This is a genomic window from Halonotius roseus, assembly GCF_006861655.1.
Taxonomy (GTDB): domain Archaea; phylum Halobacteriota; class Halobacteria; order Halobacteriales; family Haloferacaceae; genus Halonotius; species Halonotius roseus.
Genome location: NZ_SESI01000001.1, coordinates 829,872 through 846,870 on the forward strand (window position 1 = coordinate 829,872; position 16,999 = coordinate 846,870).

16 protein-coding genes are annotated in these 16,999 nt (G+C 63.7%); 11 read left to right on the top strand and 5 right to left on the bottom strand.

Annotated features, from left to right (window positions below; genetic code table 11):
- Positions 1 to 9 precede the first annotated feature (9 nt).
- Both EWF95_RS04390 and EWF95_RS04395 read left to right on the top strand, forming a co-directional pair.
- On the top strand, positions 10 to 327 hold the full coding sequence (locus EWF95_RS04390) for a DUF7520 family protein (RefSeq protein WP_246055622.1): 318 nt from the start codon (positions 10 to 12) through the stop codon (positions 325 to 327).
- 103 nt (positions 328 to 430) lie between these two features.
- Positions 431 to 700 (top strand): DUF5816 domain-containing protein, encoded by a 270-nt coding sequence (locus EWF95_RS04395; RefSeq protein WP_142442835.1) that lies wholly within the window; start codon positions 431 to 433, stop codon positions 698 to 700.
- A 21-nt stretch (positions 701 to 721) separates the two neighbouring features.
- On the opposite strand, the gene EWF95_RS04400 is transcribed toward EWF95_RS04395, so the two are convergent.
- Positions 722 to 2,410, bottom strand: coding sequence for an ATP-binding protein (locus EWF95_RS04400; RefSeq protein WP_142442836.1), 1,689 nt, complete (start codon positions 2,408 to 2,410; stop codon positions 722 to 724).
- Positions 2,411 to 2,532: 122 nt separating this feature from the next.
- Between EWF95_RS04400 and EWF95_RS04405 the strand changes: the two genes are divergently transcribed.
- Entirely contained in the window at positions 2,533 to 3,462 is a 930-nt protein-coding gene (locus EWF95_RS04405) for a MinD/ParA family ATP-binding protein (protein ID WP_142442837.1), read from the top strand.
- A 21-nt stretch (positions 3,463 to 3,483) separates the two neighbouring features.
- Here the strand turns inward: EWF95_RS04405 and acs are convergent, their stop codons facing one another.
- Positions 3,484 to 5,472: an acetate--CoA ligase gene (acs, locus tag EWF95_RS04410; protein WP_142442838.1), complete on the bottom strand. Its 1,989-nt coding sequence runs from the start codon at positions 5,470 to 5,472 to the stop codon at positions 3,484 to 3,486.
- 285 nt (positions 5,473 to 5,757) lie between these two features.
- Between acs and EWF95_RS04415 the strand changes: the two genes are divergently transcribed.
- Both EWF95_RS04415 and EWF95_RS04420 read left to right on the top strand, forming a co-directional pair.
- Positions 5,758 to 6,867, top strand: a complete 1,110-nt coding sequence (locus tag EWF95_RS04415) for an FIST signal transduction protein (protein WP_142442839.1) — start codon at positions 5,758 to 5,760, stop codon at positions 6,865 to 6,867.
- Positions 6,860 to 8,749, top strand: a complete 1,890-nt coding sequence (locus tag EWF95_RS04420; RefSeq protein ID WP_142442840.1) for a sensor histidine kinase — start codon at positions 6,860 to 6,862, stop codon at positions 8,747 to 8,749. Before EWF95_RS04415 ends, EWF95_RS04420 begins: the two co-directional genes overlap by 8 nt.
- Here the strand turns inward: EWF95_RS04420 and EWF95_RS04425 are convergent.
- Complete coding sequence (locus tag EWF95_RS04425; RefSeq protein WP_142442841.1) at positions 8,746 to 9,387, bottom strand: FAD-dependent oxidoreductase; 642 nt, start codon at positions 9,385 to 9,387, stop codon at positions 8,746 to 8,748. The genes EWF95_RS04420 and EWF95_RS04425 overlap by 4 nt on opposite strands.
- Before the next feature lie 359 nt (positions 9,388 to 9,746).
- Here EWF95_RS04425 and EWF95_RS04430 point away from each other — a divergent pair, with 359 nt between their 5' ends.
- Both EWF95_RS04430 and EWF95_RS04435 read left to right on the top strand, forming a co-directional pair.
- Positions 9,747 to 11,510 (top strand): 2-oxoacid:acceptor oxidoreductase subunit alpha, encoded by a 1,764-nt coding sequence (locus EWF95_RS04430; protein ID WP_142442842.1) that lies wholly within the window; start codon positions 9,747 to 9,749, stop codon positions 11,508 to 11,510.
- Positions 11,507 to 12,370, top strand: a complete 864-nt coding sequence (locus EWF95_RS04435) for a 2-oxoacid:ferredoxin oxidoreductase subunit beta (RefSeq protein ID WP_120101017.1) — start codon at positions 11,507 to 11,509, stop codon at positions 12,368 to 12,370. Before EWF95_RS04430 ends, EWF95_RS04435 begins: the two co-directional genes overlap by 4 nt.
- Before the next feature lie 4 nt (positions 12,371 to 12,374).
- Here EWF95_RS04435 and EWF95_RS04440 read toward each other — a convergent pair whose 3' ends face one another.
- Positions 12,375 to 12,770 carry a hypothetical protein gene (locus tag EWF95_RS04440; protein WP_142442843.1) on the bottom strand — a complete coding sequence of 132 codons (396 nt, stop codon included), beginning with the start codon at positions 12,768 to 12,770 and terminating at the stop codon, positions 12,375 to 12,377.
- A 158-nt stretch (positions 12,771 to 12,928) separates the two neighbouring features.
- Between EWF95_RS04440 and EWF95_RS04445 the strand changes: the two genes are divergently transcribed.
- From EWF95_RS04445 to EWF95_RS04455, 3 genes are all read left to right on the top strand, one after another.
- The gene (locus EWF95_RS04445) at positions 12,929 to 13,765 is read left to right on the top strand and encodes a DUF4397 domain-containing protein (protein ID WP_142442844.1); all 837 of its coding nucleotides are present in this window, start codon (positions 12,929 to 12,931) and stop codon (positions 13,763 to 13,765) included.
- 113 nt (positions 13,766 to 13,878) lie between these two features.
- Positions 13,879 to 14,157 (top strand): winged helix-turn-helix domain-containing protein, encoded by a 279-nt coding sequence (locus EWF95_RS04450; RefSeq protein WP_142442845.1) that lies wholly within the window; start codon positions 13,879 to 13,881, stop codon positions 14,155 to 14,157.
- Between the two features lie 55 nt (positions 14,158 to 14,212).
- Positions 14,213 to 14,491, top strand: a complete 279-nt coding sequence (locus tag EWF95_RS04455; RefSeq protein WP_321167579.1) for a hypothetical protein — start codon at positions 14,213 to 14,215, stop codon at positions 14,489 to 14,491.
- On the opposite strand, the gene EWF95_RS04460 is transcribed toward EWF95_RS04455, so the two are convergent.
- Positions 14,492 to 15,391, bottom strand: a complete 900-nt coding sequence (locus tag EWF95_RS04460; RefSeq protein WP_142442847.1) for a DUF6517 family protein — start codon at positions 15,389 to 15,391, stop codon at positions 14,492 to 14,494.
- A gap of 191 nt (positions 15,392 to 15,582) precedes the next feature.
- On the opposite strand from EWF95_RS04460, the gene EWF95_RS04465 reads away from it, so the two are divergent.
- A complete protein-coding gene (locus EWF95_RS04465; RefSeq protein WP_142442848.1) occupies positions 15,583 to 16,956 on the top strand; it encodes a geranylgeranyl reductase family protein in 1,374 nt (457 codons plus the stop codon).
- Positions 16,957 to 16,999 lie beyond the last annotated feature (43 nt).

Below are 16,999 nucleotides of genomic sequence, written 5' to 3' on the forward strand. Positions count from 1 at the left end.
AGCCGGTGTATGGCCACAAACGTCGGCGGCCGGCGGCTTGTTGTCGCCCTCTACGGCGTGATCGTCTGTTTCACCGGGGTTGCCGGCTACCTCGCGGCGGGTGTCGTCGGCGAAATCGAGTCACCCCGATTTTTGTTTCTCATCCCGTTTCCGGCAACCCGGCTTGGGTTGGCGGCCTACGGCGCGCTCACGATCGCGCTGATCCTCGGGGTGCTCTTGCTCGCGGTCACCGTCGTCGCCGACCGGGTCGACGATGTGGAGCCGACACGGAATCCCCCAGCCGAGGAGGACGATTCGACACCAGCCAACGGGTCAGAAAACGAGTAATCGTAGGGTTCCAGCAGCCGGCGGCTGAGAGTTGAACCAAACGCGCGTCCAGTTCTATGAGCGGTACGCACATCTTTAGTTATTGTACATGATAGTCTCCTGTATGAGTGCCGAGACCGGCGACAGCGACGTGTTGACCGCCGCGGTACGGACGGCCGATGGCACCGGATATGCGGCGTACAACGAGCGCGCCGACGGCTCGGACGCACCATTCTATGTTGTCTACGCCGACAGCGACCGCAGCGAGCGGTACGGCTACATCTGCGGCGGCTGTGGCAGCCTCGCGGTTGGGATGGATCCGATGGGCCGACTCGACTGCGAGGAGTGTGCCAACAGCCGCAAGGCCGCACAGTGGGACGCCGCCTACCTCTGAGTGGGCCCCAACGCACAACGATCAACCACTATTCGCGTCGACGATCGGCGTACCGGACAGCAGCACGCGAACCGTACTCCCCTCCGCTGTCGACTCGAAGCTGAGGTCGCCGCCGAGATAGTCGACGATCCACGTCACGATCCAGAGGCCGATCCCCGAGCCGTGGCGCAGTGGCGTTTCGCTGCCCGCCTCCAGCACATCGAACTCATGGGCCGGGATGCCGGGCCCGTCGTCGCTGATCTCGATGCGAACGACGCCGTCGTCGACGCTGATCGCAAGCTCGACGCGCGGGCGGTCGGCATCGGTGTGTTCGATCCCATTTTCGAGCAGCTCGGTGAGCAGCCGCCTGAGCAGCGGCTCGTGGGAGACAACCTGGAGCGTCGCCGGCGTCTGAACGGTGAGCTCACAGTCATAGGTCTCACGGAGCGAGCCGACAACCGAGTCGACGGTCGCAAGCAGATCAACCTCCTGTCGCTGTTGTTGTGAGGCCCCCAGCACCGTCTCGACCGCACGCGCCTTCGTCGCCGTCCGCTGGGTGTGTTCGATCTGTGTGGCGATCCGGTCACGGAGGGTGTCGGTCTCGATCTCCTCGGCGTGGGCGAGGATCGTATCCAGATCGTTCCGCAGGTTGTGTCGCAGTACCCGGGTGAGCACGGCAAGCTGTTGTTCCCGTGTTTGGCGGTCGGTGATATCCCGCAACAGCACCGTTCGGCCGATCGTGGTCTCATCGCCGTCGGCAACGGCGTCGATGGTCACCTCGTAGCGACGGTGACCGTCGGCGGTCGCCAACGAGAGCCGCGTCGGCGAATCGGTCGGCAGCGGGGTGATCCCCGGCAGCACCGCACCCAACTCTTGGCCGATGATCGCATCGGCCGAGCTGCCGACGATCCGGCTGGCCTCGGCGTTGGCATCGAGAATCCGGTCGTCGGTGTCGATGAGGAATAGCCCGACCGCAAGCGTTTCGAGCACCTCATCGCGGGCAACGGCGTCGGTCTCCGGAAACGCCGTGAACACCTGATAGCGATCGACAGCGACCACGACGCCGACAGCGGCGACACCAAAGCCGAGAAAGGTCACATCGACCGGCAGGTAGTCAACGGTGTCACCGCCGGCCGTCGGACGACTGATCCGGCTGGCGAACGCCATGAGATACGGCGCGAGCAGGGCTGTTGTGAGGACGGCAACCTGGCGGTAGCTGACCTGTCGATACCGGCGGGCGAGCCGGACGAGCAGGTAACAGCCGACAACGAGACAGCCGATCAGGCCGAGTACCACCAGGATAACCACGAGCCAGTAGAGCCCGACGAGGCTGTCGGGGGCGGCTTCGCCGGCAGCCTCCCGAACTAAGATCAGCGTCGGCAGCAGAGCGATCGGCGTCGCCGCCAGCAGCTCCCGGCGGCGGGTCAGCAGCTCGCTGCGGCCGGTAAACGCGAGGGCGTACCGCAGCCACAGGATCGGGCCGGCGACGGCCGCGGCGGTGATCGCCAGCCCGCGAAGGTCGCTGCCGAAAACGGGGATAGACGCGTCGACGCCGAGGATCGACGGCCCCAACACGAGCGTTGCCCAAAGCGTCTGAGAGCCTACCAGGAGGACAAACGGTCGGGCGACCGGGTTCGATCGATACCGGAGGGCGTGAGCGAAGACGGCCAGCAGGCTCACCAGCGCGCTCGCACGAAGGAGGGCCACGACCGGCAGGCTGTCGAACGCCATCGGGTGAGCATGTGTTCCGAAACCGGGGGTTTACGCTTGTTGGTCGCGGCGACCGCGAGACGATCCCGAGAGCCAACATATTAATAACATGATTTATGCATGTGTCGGTGTGAATAGCGGATATGGGTGAGGGGAGAGTCATCGCAGTCGCAGGCGCGAAAGGCGGTGTCGGCAAGACGACGACCGCGATCAATCTCGGGGTCTCGTTAGCGCAGACCGGCCAAACTGTCGCCGTCGTCGAACTCGATCTTGCGATGGCGAACATCATCGATTTCCTGCAGTTTGAGCCCGACCGCACCCTTCACGACGTGTTATCCGGTACCGCACCAACAACCGAGGCCCTGTATCCGATCGACGACCGCATGCACGTGCTGCCCTCCGGTACCGAGTTGGCCGGGTTCAACGCGATCAACGTCGCCGCCCTCGCGCCGGTGATCCGCAGCCTCCGGCCGGCCTACGATTTCGTTTTGCTTGATACCGCAGCCGGCGTCAGCCCCGAGACGATCTACCCACTCCGGCTGGCCGATGAGGTGTTGATCGTCTCGACGCCGCGAGTTGCCGCGATCCGCGACGCGAAAAAGACCATCGAGCTCGCCAACCGCGTCAACGGCGAGGTGATGGGTGCCGTCTTCGTCCGGGCGGGCTCCGGTCGCGCGCCACCGCCCGAGCGGTTGGCGACGTTTCTCGAAACCGATCTGGTCGGCGTCGTCCCGGAGGATGGGACGGTCGCCGCCGCCCAAGATATGAGCGAGCCGGTCTGTTTGTTCGATCCCGACAGCCCGGCGGCAACGGCGTACCAGGAGATCGCCGACAGCCTCGTCCTCACCGGGGCGGCAAGCGAGGCGGACGAGACGAGCGACGCGGACGACGACACTGTCCTCGGGATGGGCGGTGTCGCCGATCTACAGAACGCCGAAAAGATCGTCAAAAACGCCGCCGATGCCGACCCTGATGGGATGAATGGGGCGACCAAGCCGCTTGACGGCAACGAGCTGTCGACCGGCGATCCCGACGACAACGGCTTCGAGTTCGTCAAGCGAAAAGGCGAGTAGCTGGCGGCAGCAGCCCGCGAGTTAGTCGTCGCCGGCAGCCCGCTGAATATCGTCGACGATCTCAGGATTCCGCAGCGTGCTTGTATCGCCGAGCTCGTCGTCGTTGGCGATGTTTTCCAAGAGACGGCGCATGATCTTCCCTGAACGGGTTTTCGGGAGTTCCGGCGTGAAGACAACCTTCTCGGGGCGGGCGATCGGGCCGATGGCGTCTTCGACACCCTCGATGATCCGATCGCGGAGCGTGTCGTTTTCCTCGTAGCCATCCTCGGTGATGACGTAGGCGTAGACCGCCTCGCCTTTGATCTCGTGGTCGCCGCCGACGACGGCGGCCTCGGCGACGCCCTCAACGCCGACGATCGCGGATTCGATCTCCATCGTCCCGAGCCGGTGGCCCGAGACGTTGAGCACGTCGTCGACACGGCCGAGGACGGTGAAGTAGCCGTCGGCGTCGAGTTTCGCGCCGTCCTCGGGGAAGTACACCCAGTCGGCCGAGTCGTCGCTGTCGACCTGTGAGTATTCTCGCCAGTATTCGTTGATAAAGCGATCGTCGTTTTGGTACAGCGTGCGCAGCATGCCGGGCCACGGCTTGTTGACGACGAGATAGCCGGCCTCGCCCGCGCCGACCGGGCTGCCGCGTACGTCGACGATATCCGCACTGATCCCCGGCAGCGGCGGCCCCGCCGAACCGGGTTTCATCTCGCCGATCGCCGGCAGCGTCGTCAGCATCATCCCGCCGGTTTCGGTCTGCCACCAGGTGTCGACAACCGGGCAGGACTCGTCGCCGATGTGTTGGTAGTACCATTTCCACGCGCGTGGGTTGATCGGCTCGCCGACGGTGCCGAGCAGCCGCAACGAGGAGAGATCGTGGGCGTCAGGGTACTTCTCGCCCCACTTCATGAACGAGCGGATCGCCGTCGGCGCGGTGTACAGTTGGTTGGCTTCGTACTCCTCGATGATCTCCCAGAGGCGATGGCGGTCGGGATAATCCGGCGTCCCCTCGTACATCATCGTCGTCGTGCCCAAGGCGAGCGGCCCGTAGACGATGTAGGAGTGGCCGGTGATCCAGCCGATATCGGCCGCACAGAAGTAGGTGTCCTCGGGTTTGATGTCGAGGACGGCATGGGAGGTCCACGTGGCCCACGAGAGGTAACCGCCGGTCGTGTGTTTGACCCCCTTCGGCTGGCCGGTCGTTCCGGAGGTATACATGAGAAACAGCATATCCTCGGCGTTGCGGGCGACGGGATCGACCGTCTCACCCTCATGGGCGGCGACGAGGTCGGCGTAGGTGTCGTGGGCCGAGAGATCGTGATCGAAGCTGTCGGCGTCGGGAAGACGGTTGACGACGATCGTATCGGTGTCGTGATCGACGCCGGCCAGTCCCTTGGTCGCTTTCTCGAAGTGATCCAGCGGATCGCCGCGGCGGTAGTAGCCATCACAGGTGATCAGGTGTTCGGAGTCGGCGGCGTTCATCCGCGTCGCCAGGGCGTCGGCCGAAAAGCCCGCGAAGACGACCGAGTGGGGCGCGCCGATCCGGGCACACGCCAGCATGGCGATCGGCAGCTCCGGGATCATCGGCATATACAGCGTGACGATGTCGTCTTCTTCGACGCCCTGAGCGCGAAGCGCGGCGGCGAAGGCGTTGACCTCGTCGTGAAGCTCCTGATAGGTGTAGGTGCGGTTGGCCTCGTCGGTCGGTTCGCCGACCCACTCGATTGCGGCCTCGTCGCCGCGCTCGTCGAGATGGCGGTCGAGACAGTTCGCCGAGGCGTTCAGTTCGCCGTCGGCAAACCACTGGTAGAACGGCGGGTTGCTGTCGTCGAGGATTTCCGTATATTCGGTGTTCCAATCGAGCATGTCGGCGGCGCCCGTCCAGCAGTCCGGCCAGTTGGCCTCAAACTCATCGTAGATATCGGGGTCGGTGACGTTTGCCTGCTCGACAAAATCGGCTGGCGGTTCGAAGGAATCCTGTTCGGCGAGTCTGGCTTCGAGTTCGACATCAGGATCAGCCATTGGTGTCTGATTTCAGTTGATTATCCATGATAAATCTACCCACCCGTTTTCAGCCGATTGGAATCGGGGCGGTGACCATCCTGAGACAATCTGTAATTCCATCAGCAGGTGCCCTGAGACAATCTGTAATTCCATCAGCAGGTGCCCTGAGACAATCTGTAATTCCATCAGCAGGTGCCCTGAGACAATCTGTAATTCCATCAGCAGGTGCCCTGAGACAATCTGTAGCTCTATCAACAGGTGCCGCAAGGTCTTAATACAATAACTAGTAAGAACCGGTAATTAATGGAGTGTGTCTACAGCTCGGCGACAGGTGAGGAGCTTCGATCCGAGCTTACCACGCTCGGCTCCCGTGGCGATGTCGCGGGGCTGGTGCTGTTGGCGACGCCGTCTGTGGATGTGACAAACGGGGGGTTTGAGACAACGCTGCAGTCAGTGCCGGTACCGGTCTGTGGCGGGGTGTTTCCACAGGTGATCGCCGACGGCGAGCGACACGACTCCGGGTTGCTGGCGATCGGTCTGCCGAACGAACCAACGATCACGGTTGTCTCCGAGCTGAGCGAGCCCGACACCGATCTCGACGCCTCGCTGCCGGCCGGCGGCTCCGAGGCCGCGTTCGTCTTTGTCGACGCCTACGCCGGCCCCGATGGGGTTGAATCGCTGATCGACGCGCTGTTCCGCACCTACAGTGTCGGACTCAGCGTTGTCGGCGGCGGTGCCGGCCGCCTTGACGACGACGGGCCGTGTCTGTTCACCGCCGACGGCGTCATCGAGGATGCGGCGGTGATGGCGGTCGTCGATCGGCCGATCGGGATCGGGGTTCGCCACGGCTGGGAGGAGCTCGCCGGCCCCTTCCGCGTCACCGACGCCGACGGCGGCACGATCCGCGAACTTGACGGCGAGCCGGCCTTCGACGTATACAAGGACGCGATCGAAACCAACGCCGAGGCGACGCTGCAACGGGACTCGTTTTTCGAGACCGCCACCGCCCACCCGTTCGGCATCAGCCGGCTGGACGGCGAGCCGATCGTCCGCGACCCGTTCGCCGTCGACGGCGCGGCGATCAGCTGTTTCGGCCCCGTCCCGGAGGGTGAGTTCGTGACCGTCCTCTCCGGGGAGCCCGACACGCTGATCGGGGCCGCCGAGCAGGCGGCCGACACCGCACTCGGCGATGAGACGGTCGCCGAGGACGCCGAAACGCTCTGTGTCTTCGACTGTATCTCCCGGCAGCTGTATCTCGAAGACAGCTTCGATCGGGAGGTTAGCGCGATCGACACCGACGCGCTGCCGATGGTCGGCGCGCTCACGATCGGCGAGATCGCCAACGACGGCACCGGCCATCTCGACTACTACAACAAAACAGCGGTCGTTGCGGCGGTGAGTACGGATGCCTGAGCGCCAACAGCGGGTGCAGGCCCTCTATGAGATCGCCCTCTCGATCGGCGGGAAGGAGACGCTCACCGACACGGCTGACACCGCGCTGGCGGGCTATCTCCGAAAGCTCAACTGCTCGGTCGGCGGGATCTTCCGGGCGACCGACGAGGGCTATGAGCCGACAGCAACGATCCCGGCCGATCCGACAGACAACAGCCTGCTGGCGACCGCGATCGACCGGCTTGCGGAGGTCTCGACCGATGAGCTCCCGATCCACGCGGAGCCAGCCGACGGCACCCACTACTATCTGTTTCCCCTGCCGGAGTTTGGCGTCCTCGTCATCGGCAAACAGGGTGGGGCGATCGACACCGCAACACAGTCGGCGTTGACACCGCTCAACGAGAAGCTTGCGGAGGCCTGTCGCAACAAGCTCGTCGAACGCCAGCTTCGGGAGCAGCGCAACCGATTTGAGGCGGTCTTCGACGCCATCCCCGAACCGATCGCCAACACCGTCGGCGACGACGGCACCGAACGGATCATCGCCAGCAACAGCGAGTTCGACCGGACGTTCGGCGACACCACGGAACCACCGAAGACGACGGTGGCCTCCAACCTTGCCGATGCCGACACGGAGTCAGCAGGCCACAACCGCCCGATCAACACCGACGAGAGCAACCGCCGGATCACAACCGAAACGACCTGTGAGACCGTCGACGGCACCGGCGAGTTCCTGTTTCATGGCGTCCCCGTCGACGGCGAGCAGGCTGCCGAATACATCCATCTGTACGTCGACATCAGCGACCAGAAACGTCGGGAGGAGACGCTCCAGCGGTATGAGCGACTCGTCGAGAACCTCCCGATCGGCGTCTATCGAACAACACCGGGGGCCGACGGCGAGTTCAAGCTCGTCAATCAGGGACTTGTGGAGATCCTTGGGGCCGACTCGAAGGACTACTTCGAGAACCGACCCGTCAGCGACATCTACGCCGACCCCGAGGATCGAAAGGCCTTCAGCGACCAACTGCTGGAGGACGGCACCGTCGACAACGTCGAACTACGGTTTGAGACCGTCGACGGCAACCAGATCTGGGGGGAGGTCTCCGGCATCGTCACCGAAACCGACGACGGCCCGGTCTTCGAGCTGACACTCCAGGATATCACGACCCGGAAAGAGCGCGACCAACAGCTCGATGTGCTCAACCGGGTGTTGCGCCACAACCTCCGGAACGCGCTGAACGTGATCGACGGCAACGCGACGATGCTCGAAAACGGGCTCGACGAGGACAGCGACGAGCTCAAACGCCACGTCGAGGGGATCGAACGCCGGGTGTCGAACCTCGAAGAGCTCAGCGAGAAGGCGGTCACCGTCCGGTCGCTGTTCGATCAGGGGCGGTCGACGACGACCGCCTGCGACGTGCAGGCGTTGCTCGCGCGGGTCGCCAGGGAGTTCGAGGATCGCCACCCGGAGGCGCGGGTCGTCGTCGACGCCCCCGAGGAGTCGCTGTACGTCAACGCCGACGTGCGGCTGAAGATGGCGCTCTCGGAGCTGGTCAGCAACGCGGTCGTCCACAACGACCGGTCGACACCGGAGGTGAAGCTAACCACCGAGACGGTCACCCGCGACGGCGAGCAGGCTGTCGAGGTCGTCATCACCGACAACGGCCCGGGGATCCCCGAACACGAGCGGCAGGCGATCGAAACCGGCGAGGAGACGCCGCTCCAACACGGGACGGGGCTGGGCCTGTGGCTGGTCTACTGGGCGATGTCGCTGCTCGGCGGGGATATCCATATCGACGACGCCGACCCCGGCACGCGGATCGCGCTGCGGCTCCCACGGGTCGGGGCCGACACCCATCCCCAGTACGACGGCGGAACGGAGATGGCGGTCAACAGCGGCGACTAACCGAAGTTTTCGACTTTCGCGGCATCCGCGTCGCCACCGGCAGCGTCGATCGCGTCGGTCGCCGCGGTCACAAACTCGTCGAAGCCGTAGACAAACACCTGTTCTCCATCATCGGCGGTGACCGCCTCGTCGACCGCGGCGGCAAACTCCTCGTCGGTCGTGATCGTGACGGTCGCGCCGGCCTCCGCAAGCGCGTCAAGCCGCGTTTCGTGTACCGGTGTTTCGGCGCGGTAGACGAGATGTGCCGCGTTGCCGTCGGCGACCGCGCGCTCACCGATGCCGATGGCCGGCCCGATGCCGGGGCCGCCAGCCAACACGACAACGCGGGGTTCACCCTCGTAGTAGTCCGATCCGAACGGGCCGCTCATGTCGATCGTGTCGCCGGCCGAGAGGGCGGCGAGATGCTCGCTGAACGGGCCGCTCTCGTCGGGATCGATCTCGACGGTGATCTCGAAGGTGTCGACCACGTCGGGCGAGGAGAGCGTATAAAATCGGGCGTACTCCTCGCCGTCGACGGTCGCCAGCAGCTTGACGAACTGTCCCGGCTGCGCACTGAACCCGTCGGGGGTTTCGAACTCGATGGCGACCGTCTCGGGGCCGACTGCGGTCACGTCTGTGACCGTCACCGTCGCATCCATACACCTCCTTCGGGAGCGACGCCAAAGGGTCTTTGTTCTCTGGTGTGGCGGCGGTTGGCTGGTCGGTGGTGATCACGATCATCGCGCGCAGCGAGCGCGTGGTCGACCGTAGGGAGACCACGGTCGCTCAAACGGCGACCGAAGGGAGCCGTGAGAGCCCCCAACGCCAGCGCGCGGGGCTTTCGAGATGGTTCCAGTTTCCCCGGCTTATCTGAACACGACCATGTGCGCAACCGGAAACGGTTAAAAACGTCATCTTCGTTTGTAGATATCCGAACAGAAGCCCGGAATACTGCCGGTACAGCGGGTGGTGTTTCAGAAGCCTTTTGATTTGTGGTGAAGTAGGGCGGACACTACCAATGCCTGCGGATTTCAACTGGGCTGTCGGCGGCGAGGCCGGCGACGGCATCGACTCTACGGGGAAGATCTTCGCTCAGGCACTCTCGCGGGCCGGCCGCCACGTGTTCACCTCGAAGGATTTCGCCTCACGTATCCGCGGCGGATACACGGCGTACAAGATCCGCACGTCGGTCGACCGCGTCCAGAGTGTCGTCAACCGTCTCGACGTGTTGATCGCGTTGACCCCCCGAACCATCGAGGAGAACCGCGATGAGCTCCATGATGGCTCGGTGATCATCTACGACGGCGAGCGCACCACGATGCAGGACGCGCCGATCCCCGACGACGTCGTCGGCCTCGACGTGCCCCTCAAACGGCTCGCCGAGGACGCCGGCGGCGCGATCATGCGCAACGTCGTCGCGCTGGGGGCGGCCTGTGCGGTCACCGGGTTCCCGATCGAAAACCTCGACAGCGCGCTCGAAAAGCGGTTCGGCGCGAAAGGCCAGAAGCTCGTCGACAACAACAAGGAGGCCGCCCGGAAGGGCCAATCCTACGTCGATGAGAACCACGATCACGAGTTCGACTACGACCTCGAAACGACCGACAACGACTACGTCCTGTTGAACGGCGATGAGGCCATCGGCATGGGCGCGATCGCCGCCGGCTGTCGGTACTACGCCGGCTACCCGATCACGCCAGCGACCGATGTGATGGAGTACCTCAAGGGCCGGATCGAGCAGTACGGCGGCCACGTCGTCCAGGCCGAGGACGAACTCTCGGCGATCAACATGGCACTGGGCGCGGCCCGCGCAGGTGCCCGATCGATGACCGCAACATCGGGGCCGGGGATCGATCTCATGGCCGAAACCTTTGGACTCGTGGCGACGACCGAAACGCCACTGGTCATCTGTAATGTGATGCGGTCGGGGCCCTCGACAGGGATGCCGACCAAACAGGAACAGGGCGATCTCAACGCGATGCTGTATGGTGGTCACGGCGAGATCCCCCGCTTTGTGCTCGCGCCGACAACGATCGATGAATGCTTCTGGAAGACCGTCGAGGCGTTCAACCTCGCCGAAAAATACCAGCTGCCAGTCTACCTCACCGCCGACCTCTCCCTAGCGGTGACCGAACAGACCTTCGAGCCCGACGCATTCAATATGGACGAGGTGGAGATCGACCGCGGGAAGCTCGTCGACGAGGACGGCCTCGCCGAGTGGCAGAACGAAAAGGGCCAGTTCAAACCGCACGCCATCACCGAGGACGGGATCAGCCCGCGGGCGGTTCCCGGTACGGACGAGGGCGCCCACATGACGACCGGCCTCGAACACGACGAGTTGGGTCGGCGTACGGAGGACACTGACATGCGGATCAAACAGGTCGACAAACGCGACCGGAAGGTCGAGACGGCCGAACAGCGAGAGGAGTGGGAGCCCCGAGAGTTCGGCGAAAGCGACGCCGACACGCTGATCGTCTCGTGGGGCTCCAACGAGGGCGCGATGGTCGAAGCCATCGACATGCTCGCCGACCGCGGGATCGACGTGCGGTTCATCTCGGTGCCGTACATCTTCCCGCGGCCCGACCTGAGTGACGCCATCGACGACGCCGAGGACGTGTTTGTCGTCGAGTGCAACAACAACGGCCAGTTCGCCGACCTGCTCGAACGCGACGCCCTCGCCCGCGTCGACCGGATCAACAAGTACAACGGCGTTCGCTTTACCGCGGACGAACTCGCCGAGCGGATCAGCGGGGCTCTCGCCGACGCCCCGGAGGTATCACAATGAGCTCAGACGTACGTTTCACCGACTTCAAATCCGACAAACAACCGACCTGGTGTCCCGGCTGCGGTGACTTCGGGACGATGAACGGGATGATGAAAGCACTCGCCAACACCGGCAACGACCCCGACAACACCTTTGTCGTTGCTGGAATTGGCTGTTCCGGCAAGATCGGGACGTACATGCACAGCTACGCGCTCCACGGCGTTCACGGTCGGGCCCTGCCGTTGGCGGCGGGCGTCAAGATGGCCAATCCCGACCTCGAAGTGATGGCCGCCGGCGGCGACGGCGACGGCTACTCCATCGGTGTTGGCCACTTCATCCACGCTGTCCGCCGGAACGTCGATATGACCTACGTCGTCATGGACAACCGAATCTACGGGCTGACGAAGGGCCAAGCCTCACCGACCTCGCGTGAGGACTTCGAAACGTCGACGACGCCGGAGGGGCCGAAACAGCCGCCAGTGAACCCGCTCGCGCTCGCGCTGTCGGCGGGCGCGACGTTTATCGCCCAATCGTTCTCGTCGGATGCGATGCGACACACCGAGATCGTCCAAGAGGCGATCGAACACGACGGGTTCGGCTTCGTCAACGTCTTCAGCCCGTGTGTGACGTTCAACGACGTCGACACCTACGACTACTTCCGCGACGAGCTGGTCGATGTCGGCGAAACCGATCACGATCCAACTGACCTTGAGGCAGCTCAAGACGTGATCCTTGACGCCGAAAACGAGTATCAGGGCGTGCTCTATCAGAACGAACAGGCCAACGCCTACGGCGCGGAACACGGCCTCACCGAAAACATGGCTGAGATCCCCGACGGCGCGCCCGAGGATGCGACTGATCTGGTGCGGGAGTTCTACTGACTGCTCACTGGGTGCGGAATTCGACGCTGAAATCCGGAGTTAGAGTTACAATTAGGGATGCACTCGGCTCGCCCGTTGGCGACCACTGCGTCGTCTGAACGCCGCTTTCCTGCGCTGTTTCTGTCGCCTCGAATGTGACCGTGACCTCGTATCTGCCCGGCGGTGCGACATCGGTAAGCGTCGATCGATAGCCCGCCGTCGGCGGTGTTTTCGTCCGGCGGTCATACACCGTTGCTGCATCCGAAAGGAGCCCACCCTCGCGCTGAACAGTGATCGTCTTCCACACCGTTTGGTCGGTCTGGTTTGCGATCTGGATATTGCCGCTCTCGGCGCGAGAGAACGAACAGCCTGAGAGCGGAACCACAGCAGCAACCGAGAGGAGAACCGACCGTCGCCTCATACCACACCGCTTCACAATCGGCAACTAAGTGTTTTCTCCGTCCTGTGCCAGCAACGATTCCGGTCGAATTTGGGAAAGAGTTCGGCCCTACCCCGGCGTGACCCCGGAGAAACCTCGGAAATGATTCATGTTAGAGAGAGTCGTTGATCTATCCGACGATGTCAACACATGACCGACGAACGGTACTGAAGTCCGCTGGTGGTCTCGCACTGATCGGCACCCTCGCTGGCTGCGCCGGAGGCGGCGGTGGCGGCGGTGGCGATGGCAGCGAGGAATCCGGCGCCGGAGGCGGCGGTGGCGGCGGTGGCGATGGCAGCGAGGAATCCGGCGACGGAAGCGACGAGGAGATGAGCGAGGAGGAATCCAACGGCGACGAGGAGAGCGAACCCGACGCGAGCATCCGGGTCGCCCACCTCTCGCCGGACGCGCCGAACGTCGATGTCTACGTCGCCGGCGACGCCGTCCTTGAGGACGTACCCTACCGGACGGTCAGCGACTACCTCGACATCCAGTCGGGCACCTACCAGGTGATGATCACTGCCGCCGGCGACATGGATACTGTCGTCTACGATCAGGAACTCGAAGTCCCCGCCGGGGAGTTCACCATCGCTGCGCTCGGCGAACTCGCCGAGGAGAACGAGGCCTTCGGCGTCGAGGTCTACGAGGACGATGTCTCCGATCCCGGCGAGGAGGCCCGGATCCGGCTCGTCCACGCCGCACCGGACGCGCCGAACGTTGACGTGACCGTCGGCGGCGACCCGCTGTTCACCGACGTGCCGTTCGGCGCGGCGGGGTCGACGACCGTCGCCGCCGGCGAGTACACCCTAGAGGTTCGCCCGGCGACCGAGAACAACGACGGCGATGTCGTCGCCGAGTTCGATGTCGCCCCGGAGGCCGGCGTCGTCTACACCGGGTTCGCGGTCGGCTACCTCGCGCCCGACGACGCCCCCGCTGACGCGCCGTTCGACCTCGAATTAGTCGTTGACGCCGAGTAGGAGCCCTCCCGCCATCGAACAGCCCGCCATCGACGCCGGGGAGCAACCGGCCACAGGTGTCACTGTTTCGTAACAACGATATCTTTAGGCTGGTTGCAGCCGACACTGGTGATATGGAGGCCGTTCTGTGGTACGTGTTGACCGGTACCCGTGGCGGACCCAATCGCGTCCGCATCCTCCGGGCTATCGACGACCGACCACGGAACGCCAACCAGTTGGCTGAGATGCTGGATCTCGACTACTCGACGATCCGGCATCACTTGGACGTGCTGTTGGAACACGGGATCGTCACAAAAACCGGTGACGGGTATGGGGCGGTGTACTCGCCGACTGAAACGGCCCAGCACAACTGGGATCTGATCGAGGAGATCGCCGAGGAGCTATCAGTATGACAACGACACATCACAGGGGAGCGGATCGATGATCGGGTTGGTGGATATTGCCCGGGTGAGCGTCGCGTTAAACGCAGGGATGCTGGTCGTCCTGACAGGGATCTGGCTGCGCAACTACCGGGCGTTCGCTTCAAAACACGGCCTCGGCCTGGCGATCTTCGGGATCGTGTTGCTCGCCCAGAATCTGCTGTCGCTGTACTTCTATCTGTTCCACCCGGTGTTGGCGTCGTGGTTTGCGACCGATATGCCGCCGCTGGCCTGGCAGGCCAACATCGTCATCCACGTCTTCCAGTCAGTCGCGCTGGCGTTTCTGCTGTGGGTGACGTGGGATTGATTACCCCGTCGACACCGGATGTTCAAGGCCGCCCAACAGTGCTGACGCGTTGGTCGATCCCGTCTCAGCACGGAGCTGGGGGTAGGCACCGAACCCGATCACGTAATCACCCTCGTTGGTCACCGCGGTGACGACGATCCCGATATCGATCTCAGCACCGCTCTGACTGAGGGTGCCATCAAACGTCGAGACGGTTGTCTCGGAGCCCAGCACATCTCGTGTTGTCGTTGACTGCTCGCTCCCCACAGAGAGCTGTCCGACTTGACCGGCCAATTCGGTCGCTAATGCTTCGTTATCGAGCTGTCCAAGCGGGTTCAGCGATTGTCCCAGAAACTCAAAGCCAGGCGTGCTCACGACAACGAAGATGCTGCTCGCCGAATCAGTCCCGCCAAGCTGTTGTGGGCTTGCTGACCCCTCGGAACCGGCGATCCGATACGGAGCCGTCACCGATTGTTCCCCGCCGAGGGCGTTCGGAAGATTGTCGGGGTCGACACCGTCCGGCAGATCCTCCTCATCAAAGTCATCCGGCAAGTCTTCGGGATCGACATCATCCGGCAGATCCCCCTGATCAACAGTATCAGCGTCGCTACTGCTGGCCGACGCCGAATCACCGAGTGCCGCCGCCGCGAGATCGATCGGTCGCTCGTAGGTGGCGACCTGGTTTGTGATCTCAACACGGCGTGTTTCCCCGCCGGCTTCAACCGATTCGTTGATTTCGAGGGTGTCCCGGTTGGCGAGCGAGTACCCTGTCTCGTTGAGCGTCTGTTCGGCGATCGTCGCCGGCTGGGCGGTCGCCGAGAGCGGCCCACTCCCGCTCGCAAACTCGGCGAGATCCGTACAGCCGCTGAGCGCGGCGATGCCAAGCCCGGTGGCGGCGATCGCCTGTCGTCGTGAATACATGCATGGAGGATACACGGTTATTAGTATAACTCCGATGAAAAGATACTGATAGTTGGTGACCGAAAGGAACGCCGTTGCGTTCACCGATCGAGGCACTTTGCGAGGATCGCTGCCGGCGGGTAACTGGTTTCGGTGCCGAGTGGCCGGCGCGGATGACGCACTTTTTTACTCGGCACCCTGATAGCAGGTGTATGTCCTCCGACGCCTACGATATCGTGGTCGTCGGTGGGGGTACCGCCGGGGCCTTCGCCGCGGCGACCGCCGCCACCGAGGGGCTCGATGTCGTGATCGTAGAGCGGAAATCCGAGGCCGACGCCGGCCATATCGCCTGCGGCGACGCGATCAAGGGGAAAAGCACGTTCCCCGACGTGATCGATCTCGACTATCTCAAGGATGAATCATTTACCAATCGTGAGATCCGCCGAGCGGTCTTCGAAAACCCCGCCGATGGCGAGGATATCGAGATCGAGTTCGGCGAGCCCGGCGCGGTACTCGATCGAAAACGCTACGGTGAGGTGCTGCTGGAGGAAGCCGACCGCGTCGGCAGCGAGATCCATTACGACACGGTCGTCCAGGACGTACAACAGGCCGACGACGGCACCGTCACCGGCGTCGTCGGCACCCGCAAGGGCGAGCCCGTCAGCTACGACGCCGAGGTCGTCATCGACGCCGCCGGCGCGCTGTCGATCCTCCAGGAGAAAACCGACTTCGACGACAGCTACTTCGACACCAACGTTCGGTACTCGCAGTTCTGTTCGGCGTATCGGGAGATCGTCGATGTCGACGAGCCGGTCGAGTGGAACGATGCCATCGTCTTCAAGCCGACCAAAGAGCTCGGCTATCTCTGGTATTTCCCCCGGACGGCGACGGAGATCAACGCCGGGCTGGGCTTCCAGATGGATCAACCGGAGATGCAGATGGTGCCGGAGCTCAAGCGAGCCGTCGAGGATCGCCCGGATCTGGTCAACCCCCGGGTGACCGACAAGCTCGGCGCGGCGTTGCCGACCCGCCGGCCGTACGATTCGGCGGTCGCCGACGGCTATATGGCGGTCGGCGACGCCGCCGGCCACGTCAACCCGACGACCGGCGGCGGCATCCCGGGGGCGGCGAAGTCGGCCTACTGGGCGACCAAACAGGCGATCGGGGCGATCGCCGACGGCGACGTGAGCGAGGCCAACCTCTGGGAGTACAACCGCGAGGTGATGACCGGCTTCGGCAAACATTTCGCGGCCATCGATCTCTACAATATTTGGGGGACGACAAGCAGCGTCCAGGAGATCACCGAGATGGTGTCGTCGGTGCCGGGCCAACACCTCGCCGACGCCTTGGCCGGCACTGGCACCGCGTCGATGCCGCTGTCGCTGAAGCTCCGGACGCTTGTCGACACCTTCGGTCACTGGGAGGAGCTGTTGGAGCTTGCCAAGGTTCGCTCGAAGGCCACGGAGCTCTCGGAGCACTACGCCCGCTACCCCGCAAGCCCCGAAGGGTTCCCAGCATGGCAGTCGGTGCGAGACGGGATCATGGATGATCTCTACGAGATCACCGGGGCCGATCCGAAATACTGAGACAGCAGGCTTTCTGACACGAATCGCGGCTGACCACAACCCA

Coding starts and splice junctions, on each gene's coding strand:
- acs (WP_142442838.1), bottom strand. CDS start 5,472: ATGGCTGATCCTGATGTCGAACTCGAAGCCAGACTCGCCGAACAGGAT.
- EWF95_RS04400 (WP_142442836.1), bottom strand. CDS start 2,410: ATGGCGTTCGACAGCCTGCCGGTCGTGGCCCTCCTTCGTGCGAGCGCG.
- EWF95_RS04390 (WP_246055622.1), top strand. CDS start 10: ATGGCCACAAACGTCGGCGGCCGGCGGCTTGTTGTCGCCCTCTACGGC.
- EWF95_RS04440 (WP_142442843.1), bottom strand. CDS start 12,770: ATGAGGCGACGGTCGGTTCTCCTCTCGGTTGCTGCTGTGGTTCCGCTC.
- EWF95_RS04425 (WP_142442841.1), bottom strand. CDS start 9,387: ATGGATGCGACGGTGACGGTCACAGACGTGACCGCAGTCGGCCCCGAG.
- EWF95_RS04415 (WP_142442839.1), top strand. CDS start 5,758: ATGGAGTGTGTCTACAGCTCGGCGACAGGTGAGGAGCTTCGATCCGAG.
- EWF95_RS04435 (WP_120101017.1), top strand. CDS start 11,507: ATGAGCTCAGACGTACGTTTCACCGACTTCAAATCCGACAAACAACCG.
- EWF95_RS04465 (WP_142442848.1), top strand. CDS start 15,583: ATGTCCTCCGACGCCTACGATATCGTGGTCGTCGGTGGGGGTACCGCC.
- EWF95_RS04460 (WP_142442847.1), bottom strand. CDS start 15,391: ATGTATTCACGACGACAGGCGATCGCCGCCACCGGGCTTGGCATCGCC.
- EWF95_RS04395 (WP_142442835.1), top strand. CDS start 431: ATGAGTGCCGAGACCGGCGACAGCGACGTGTTGACCGCCGCGGTACGG.
- EWF95_RS04430 (WP_142442842.1), top strand. CDS start 9,747: ATGCCTGCGGATTTCAACTGGGCTGTCGGCGGCGAGGCCGGCGACGGC.
- EWF95_RS04405 (WP_142442837.1), top strand. CDS start 2,533: ATGGGTGAGGGGAGAGTCATCGCAGTCGCAGGCGCGAAAGGCGGTGTC.
- EWF95_RS04450 (WP_142442845.1), top strand. CDS start 13,879: ATGGAGGCCGTTCTGTGGTACGTGTTGACCGGTACCCGTGGCGGACCC.
- EWF95_RS04445 (WP_142442844.1), top strand. CDS start 12,929: ATGTCAACACATGACCGACGAACGGTACTGAAGTCCGCTGGTGGTCTC.
- EWF95_RS04420 (WP_142442840.1), top strand. CDS start 6,860: ATGCCTGAGCGCCAACAGCGGGTGCAGGCCCTCTATGAGATCGCCCTC.